Origin of the sequence: Roseovarius sp., from assembly GCF_018066915.1 — a bacterium.
GTDB lineage: Bacteria > Pseudomonadota > Alphaproteobacteria > Rhodobacterales > Rhodobacteraceae > Roseovarius.
Genome location: NZ_JAGPVV010000345.1, coordinates 1 through 7,144, shown reverse-complemented (window position 1 = coordinate 7,144; position 7,144 = coordinate 1). Strand labels below are relative to the sequence as shown.

General features: G+C 62.2%; 4 protein-coding genes and 1 pseudogene. 1 reads left to right on the top strand and 4 read right to left on the bottom strand.

Translation table 11 applies throughout. From position 1 onward, the window contains the following. From KBT70_RS19140 to KBT70_RS19130, 3 genes and pseudogenes are all read right to left on the bottom strand, one after another. Positions 1 to 383: pseudogene (locus KBT70_RS19140) on the bottom strand (glutamate racemase); the annotation flags it as partial. An 18-nt stretch (positions 384 to 401) separates the two neighbouring features. Then, positions 402 to 1,265 carry a lysophospholipid acyltransferase family protein gene (locus KBT70_RS19135; protein WP_296637892.1) on the bottom strand — a complete coding sequence of 288 codons (864 nt, stop codon included), beginning with the start codon at positions 1,263 to 1,265 and terminating at the stop codon, positions 402 to 404. A 78-nt stretch (positions 1,266 to 1,343) separates the two neighbouring features. Continuing rightward, on the bottom strand, positions 1,344 to 4,763 hold the full coding sequence (locus KBT70_RS19130; protein WP_296637891.1) for an indolepyruvate ferredoxin oxidoreductase family protein: 3,420 nt from the start codon (positions 4,761 to 4,763) through the stop codon (positions 1,344 to 1,346). A 168-nt stretch (positions 4,764 to 4,931) separates the two neighbouring features. Here KBT70_RS19130 and KBT70_RS19125 point away from each other — a divergent pair, with 168 nt between their 5' ends. After that, positions 4,932 to 5,837, top strand: a complete 906-nt coding sequence (locus tag KBT70_RS19125) for a LysR family transcriptional regulator (RefSeq protein ID WP_296637888.1) — start codon at positions 4,932 to 4,934, stop codon at positions 5,835 to 5,837. 218 nt (positions 5,838 to 6,055) lie between these two features. On the opposite strand, the gene KBT70_RS19120 is transcribed toward KBT70_RS19125, so the two are convergent. Then, on the bottom strand, positions 6,056 to 7,144 hold a 1,089-nt coding region (locus KBT70_RS19120), incomplete at its 5' end, for a M24 family metallopeptidase (RefSeq protein ID WP_296637886.1).

Genomic DNA, 7,144 nt, shown 5'->3' with positions numbered 1-7,144 from the left:
GGTGTGGCAAAGAGCGCAACGTTCTTGACCGCCACCTCGCGGGGCGGGGAATTGTCGCCCCATTGCCGCTCGGTCAGCGCCTCGATCAGCGGCACAAAAACGCCCAGCACCCGCTTGTCACGCGGCACCCAGGATTCCTGCATCCGCCGCAGCGCCGCCGCCGACGCGGTGTTGCAGGCCAGAATCACCAGATCACAGCCCGCCCCAAACAAACGCTCAACCGAGGCGGTGGTCAGGTTGTAGATGTCATCGGCATCGCGCACGCCGTAGGGCGTATGGGCGTTATCGCCGAGATAGACAAAAGGCACATCCGGCAAGCGTTTGCTCACCGCATCCCACACCGTCAGGCCACCCAGCCCGCTGTCGAAAATCCCTACCGCCATGTCCCACGTCCAGTGCCGTTACTCGAATTCGAACCCGATTTCAGAGGCGACAATCGGGCTTGGGGACAATTCATAGGTCTTGGCGCGCAGGAATGCCATGAGGGATTTTGTGTCGCCCGCATATTGCGCCAAGGTGCTGCGCGGGATCGGATCGCCCACCACGACGCGCACGGGCGTGTCAATCCGCTTGCGGAATTCCTTGATCAAGAGACCCATGCGCAGGGTCACATGCAGATGGCTGGCAAGTTGAAAGAGGCGGCTGGTATGCCCGTCGAAATAGACCGGCACCACGGACGCCTGCGATTTGGCGATCATCTTGGCGGTAAAGCCGCGCCAACCGGGGTCCATCGGGCGCGAAAAGGGCTTGGCCGCCGTGCTGACGGTGCCGCCCGGAAAGATGCCAATGGCCCCGCCCTGCCCCAGATAATCAAGCGCGGTCTTGCGCGTGGCAAGGTTGAGGGCGACCGCCTCTTTCGTCTCGTCAAAGCTGATCGGCAGGATGACCTTGTTCAGATCCTCGGCCTTGCGGAAAATCTGATGCGCCAGAATGCGGAAATCGCCGCGCGTCTGGCTGAGGATATGGCCCATCATCAACCCGTCAAGAATCCCATACGGGTGATTGGCAATCAGTACCAATGGCCCCTCTTGAGGGATATTCGAGAGACTGCCGCCCACCACATCTAGGGTAAGGCCATAGCGTTCAACGATCACTTCCCAGAAATCGCGCCCCTGCAACACCTCCGCTTCATAGCCCGCCGCCCGCTTGATCAACGCGATCCGCCCGGTGAGGTTTTCCATCGTGCGGATCATCGCGCGCCCGCTCTTGGTCTGAGCGGAATAGGAATAGGAAATGTCACGGGCAATCTGGCGATCTGGGCGCATGGGCGATCCTCGGCTGAGTCGCGTCTCGTTAAGATTATGCGACAGATGTGACCAGATCTGGTGACAGTTTCGTGACGCCTATTCCGCCGCCTGTGCCATTTCCGCCCCGCCCGACCGGATCACCGCCAAAAGCTCGGTGCGCCGGGTGGCGGCCTTGGCGGCGTTACCCTCCTTGACCGGGCCAAAGCCCCGGATCGACAGCGGCAAGAGCGCCAGAGGGATGATCGCGTCGCGGGTGCGGGCATTGAGCAACGGCAGAACTTCGGTCATGTCCCGCTCATACTCCTTGATCAGCGCCCGCTCCATTTTCCGCTCGGCGGTGCGGCCAAAGGGATCGAGCGGCGTGCCGCGCAGCACCTTGAGCCGCGCCAAGAGACCGAACGCCCGCAGGATGCCGGGGCCGAATTCGCGCTTCTTGGGCCGACCGTCGCTGCCCATTTTGGACAGCATCGGCGGCGCGAGATGGAATTTCAGCGTGAACTCCCCGCCAAACTCGGCCCGCGCCTTGTCCGCAGTCTCAAGATGCAGCCGCGCGACCTCGTATTCGTCCTTGTAGGCCAAGAGCTTGTGATAGCCCTGCGCCACCGCGTCTCTGACGCCCTCGTCGGTGATCCCGTCGAGCAGGCGCCGGTAACGGCGCGCCAGCCGCTTGCCCTGATAGGCGGTCAGATGCGCCTCGCGATACGCGATACGCTCGGCCAGCGTTTTCGGCTTGGCAATCACCTTGGGCGTCAACAGTTTCTCGACCTCCGCCGGATAAAGCGCCGCCCAACGGCCCACCTCGAACGCGCGCAGGTTGGCATCCACCGCCGCCCCGTTCAGGCGAATGGCCTCTGCAATCGCCGCATGGCTGAGCGGGATCAACCCCCGCTGCCACGCCGCGCCAAAGATCATCATGTTGGAATAGATCGAATCGCCCATCACGCTCTTGGCCAGATCAGAGGCGTCGAACATCTGCACCGCGTCGCGCAACCGCGCCTCGAGCGCCAGACGCAACCGGTCGGCGGGCAAGGTGAATTCCGTGTTGCGGGTGAAATCGCCGGTGATGATCTCGTGACTGTTGACCACCGCCCCGGTGCGACCAGCCCGCGTCAGCCCGAGCGTCTTGGCCCCCGCACTGACCACCAGATCACCGCCGATGAGCGCGTCACATTCCCCCGTCGCCACGCGAATGGCGCTGATATCGCCGGGATTTTCGGCCAGACGGCAATGGATATGCACCGCCCCGCCCTTTTGCGCGAGACCGGCCATTTCCATCATGCCCGCCCCCTTGCCATCAATCTGCGCCGCCTGTGCCATCACGGCGCCAATGGTCACAACCCCGGTGCCGCCCACGCCGGTGATGACCACATTGTAGGTGCCGTCAATCGCCGGAAGTGCGGGCGCGGGCATCTCTGGCAGGGTCAGATCAGCGGTGCTGTCCTTGCGGATTTTCGCGCCTTCCAGCGTGACAAACGACGGGCAAAACCCCTTGAGACAGGAAAAATCCTTGTTGCAGCTTGATTGATCAATCGCCCGCTTGCGCCCGAGTTCGGTTTCCACCGGCACGATCGACACGCAATTGGATTGCACCCCGCAATCGCCGCAGCCCTCGCAGACATCGGTATTGATGAAGACACGGCGGTCGGGATCAGGGAACTTGCCCCGCTTGCGCCGGCGGCGCTTTTCGGCGGCACAGGTCTGAATATAGAGGATGACACTGACCCCCTCGATCTCTGCCAGCCGCTCCTGCACTACCATTAGGTCGGATCGTTCTGAAAAATCAATGCCTTGCGGGAAAGACTTCAGGTCAACATCCTCTTTCTCGTCATAGACGACCGCCAGATGCTGCACCCCCATGGCGCGCAATTCGGCGGCAATGCGCGGCGCGTTCAGCCCGCCTTCATTGGCCTGCCCGCCGGTCATGGCCACGGCATCATTGTAGAGAATTTTATAGGTGATCGTCGTGCCCGAGGCCAAGGCCGCGCGAATGGCCTGCACGCCCGAATGGTTATAGGTGCCGTCGCCCAGGTTCTGAAACACATGCTTGCGCGTCGAAAACGGTGCTTCACCGATCCAGTTCGCCCCCTCGCCGCCCATATGGGTAAAGCCGGTTGTTTCCCGGTCCATCCACTGCACCATGTAGTGACAGCCGATCCCGGCATAGGCGCGCGCGCCTTCCGGCAGACGGGTCGAGGTGTTGTGCGGGCAACCCGAGCAGAAATAGGGCAGACGGCTGGCAATCTCGGTGGCGTTGTCATTGCGCCGCGCCTCGCTCAGCGCGTCGAGCCCCGCCTTGATCCGGTCGGTGCCGCGCCCCTCTTCAATCAGGATGTCGCCCAGCTTTTCCGCGATCCAGATCGGATCGAGCGCGCCGCGTGTCGGGAACAATTCCTCGCGGTGCATGCCGCCAGCGCCGCCCTTGTACCAGCCATAAACGCGCCGCCCCCGCCGGTCGTCGAAAATCGCCTCTTTGATCTGCACCTCGATCAGCTTGCGCTTTTCCTCGACCACCACGATCAGATCGAGCCCTTCGGCCCAGTCGTGAAACCCCTGCATGTCGAGCGGAAAAACCTGCCCCACCTTGTAGGTCGTGATCCCCAACCGCTCCGCCTCTGCGGCATCAACCCCCAAGAGATCGAGCGCATGCACCAGATCAAGCCAGTTCTTGCCCGCCGCAACAAAGCCGATCTTGGCCCCCGGCTTGCCCAGTATGCGCTTGTCCATGCCATTCGCGCGGGAAAACGCCTCGGCGGCAAAGCGTTTGAAGTCGATCATCCGCGTCTCTTGCGCATGTGGCGTGTCGATCAGGCGAATGTTCAGCCCGCCCTCGGGCATCGGGAAATCGGGCGTCACAAGCTGCACGCGGTCCGGGCGGCCATCCACGACCGATGTCGCCTCGACCGTGTCCTTCATCGTCTTGAGCCCGACCCAGACCCCGGCAAAGCGGCTGAGCGCATAGCCGTAAATGCCATAATCGAGGATTTCCTGCACGCCCGCCGGGCTGACCACAGGCATATAGGCATCCACAAGCGCCCATTCGCTCTGATGCAGCACGGTCGAGGATTCGCCGGTATGGTCGTCGCCCATCGCCATGAGCACGCCGCCATGTTTGGACGTGCCGGCCATATTGGCATGCCGCATCACATCGCCAGAGCGGTCCACCCCCGGCCCCTTGCCATACCAGAGACCGAAAACGCCGTCATATTTGCCCTCGCCGCGCAATTCCGCTTGCTGCGATCCCCAGAGCGCGGTCGCCGCCAGATCCTCGTTGAGCCCTTCCTCAAAGCGCACCTGCGCCGTGCGCAGCACCTTTTCCGCGCGCCGCATCTGCTGATCCACCGCCCCAAGAGGCGAGCCGCGATAGCCCGTCACATACCCGGCGGTATTCAACCCCGCTGCCCGATCCCGCGCCGCCTGCATCAGCATCAGCCGCACGAGGGCCTGCGTGCCATTGAGCAGGACGGGCGATTTCTCGAGATCGAACCGGTCGTTCAGCGTTACCTTTTGCGTGGTCATAGCGTGCCTCCCTTGGTTGAGGGCCATGCCTCAATATAGGGCAATATTAGGTCATAAATTATGACCTACCAAGCAGAATTTTGTGAAAATGTCGCACCTGTCCTATAAGCGATGGATGATTATCTGCTATTACGTTATCGGTGCCGGCTTCATAAGAAAGCGAAAGTTATGGATTGGGACAAGCTCAGAATATTTCACGCCGTTGCGGATGCGGGCAGTCTCACCCATGCCGGAGAGCAATTGCACCTGTCGCAATCGGCGGTCAGCCGGCAGGTGCGCGCCCTTGAGGAATCACTCAACGCCACGCTTTTCCACCGCCATGCGCGCGGGCTGATTCTCACCGAACAGGGGGAATTGCTGTTCGATGCCACCCGCGCGATGATGAAGCGTCTCGACGCTGCCACCGCCCGCATTCGCGACAGCGAAGAGGAGGTATTCGGCGATCTGCGCGTGACCACCACCACCGGTTTCGGGACCCTCTGGCTGGCCCCGCGCCTGCCGAAGCTCTATGAAAAATACCCGGATCTCAAGATCGACCTCATGCTTGAAGAGCGCGTGCTTGACCTGCCCATGCGCGAGGCCGATGTCGCAATCCGCATGAAGGAACCGTCTCAGGCCGACCTCATCCGCAAGCGGCTGATGAGCGTGCATATGTGCCTCTATGCCACTCAATCCTATCTCGACGCGCGTGGCGAGCCTGCCTCGCTCGATGACATGAGCGCGCATCGCCTGATCTGTCAGAACCCGCGCTCGGCGCAGGTGGGTGCAGGCGCGATGCTGGTCAATGAACTGATGACCAATGACATCTCTTCGCTTTTGACCGTCAACAACTACTTTGGCGTGCTTCAGGGCGTGCTCAATGATCTGGGGATCGGTGTGCTGCCCGATTACCTGACTCGCGATTTTCCGCAGCTTGTCCGCGTTCTCCCCGAGGTGCAATCGGTCGAAGTGCCGGTGTTTCTCGCCTATCCCGAGGAATTGCGCCACTCCAAGCGGATTGCCGCCTTTCGCGATTTTGTCCAGGACGAGATCATCTCTTACCGCAAAACGGTTAAGGAACAGGCGGTTAGCTGAGGTTCCGGGCAAGCCCGGCTTCAGTCATGCACCAACCGCATAGCGGGCATGCTGCATGTGCGGCAATTTTAATCTTGATTGGTCAGAACTGCGCCCTTATTTGCCAATCGTGACGGTGATAGCCGCAAGGCAGTCACCCTCATACCTCCCTGTTGGACTTCGGCCGAGCTTAGTGCTCGGCCTTTTTTTTCGCAGCGCCGCAATTTCAGGCAGGCCGCTCAGATCACTGGCAGGTTCGATGCCGCGAAACGGGACAGGCGTTGTGCCCTACCCTCGCGGATCACGATGTTCTCCTCATGCACCATGATCAACCCCGGCGCGAGTTCGACGCCCGGCTCAAGCGTGATCACCATGCCGGGCTTGAGGATGCTATGATCCTTGGCCGTGAGCGACAGACCTTCGGTCAATTGCATGCCCAGACCATGCCCCAGTCGGCCCGAGGTTTCATCGCTGCCCGTGATCCGCGCCATCGCCTGCCAGACGTCCGAGGCGGTCGCGCCCGCGCGCGCCGCCTCTTCCCCGGCCTGCGTCGCCTCGATCAACCGCGCATGCGCGGCGCTCTGTTCTGCCGTGGCGCGGCCTATGGCGAAATTCCGGTCATAGTCGCAGAAATACCCATCCCAGACCGCGCCCGTGTCGAGCATCAGCACATCGCCCATCGCAAGCGGCACCTCCCCCGCAGGCGAGATCACATCGGCATAGCCCAAAGGCCCCGCGCCTCCGGCGATATAGGGCACCCAATCCGCCCCTTCCTCCAGCAAGAGCCGCTGGAAATCGCGAAAGACCGCGCTGAGCGGCACACCGGGCTGTGCAATTTCGCCCACCCGGTCAAAGGCGCGCGCCGCAATCCCGCAGATATGCGCGATCTTGACGATCTCCGCCTCGGATTTGACCGCGCGCAGCCCCGCCATGATCCCGGCATCATCGCGAAACACGAGGGCACTCTCCCGTTTCACCCGCTCGAAATCCGCCAAGGGCATGCGCAAATGGCTCTCGGGGCCAGAGGGCACGCCCACCGGCCCACCAATCTCGCGCAGCGTCTCGGCCAAGAGCGACACGCCATCATCCTCGGGATCAGGAGCCGCCCAGGTGCGAATATCGCGCAGCCCCGTCCGCGCCATGAGCGGCGCACCAATCGACGGGATCACCGCCACCGGATCGCCCTTGGCAGGCAAGATCAGAAACCACGGGCGGCTCGGGCTTTCCCAGAACCGGGTCAGAAACCCGGTGAAATAGCGGATTTCCGGCTCTGTCGTCAGCAAGAGCGCGCCCAGCCCCGCCGCGGCCATACCGGATTGCGCCGCACG

What these genes read in the sequence shown, in the direction of transcription:
- KBT70_RS19135 (WP_296637892.1), bottom strand. Translation starts at nt 1,265, where the DNA reads ATGCGCCCAGATCGCCAGATTGCCCGTGACATTTCCTATTCCTATTCC.
- KBT70_RS19130 (WP_296637891.1), bottom strand. Translation starts at nt 4,763, where the DNA reads ATGACCACGCAAAAGGTAACGCTGAACGACCGGTTCGATCTCGAGAAA.
- KBT70_RS19125 (WP_296637888.1), top strand. Translation starts at nt 4,932, where the DNA reads ATGGATTGGGACAAGCTCAGAATATTTCACGCCGTTGCGGATGCGGGC.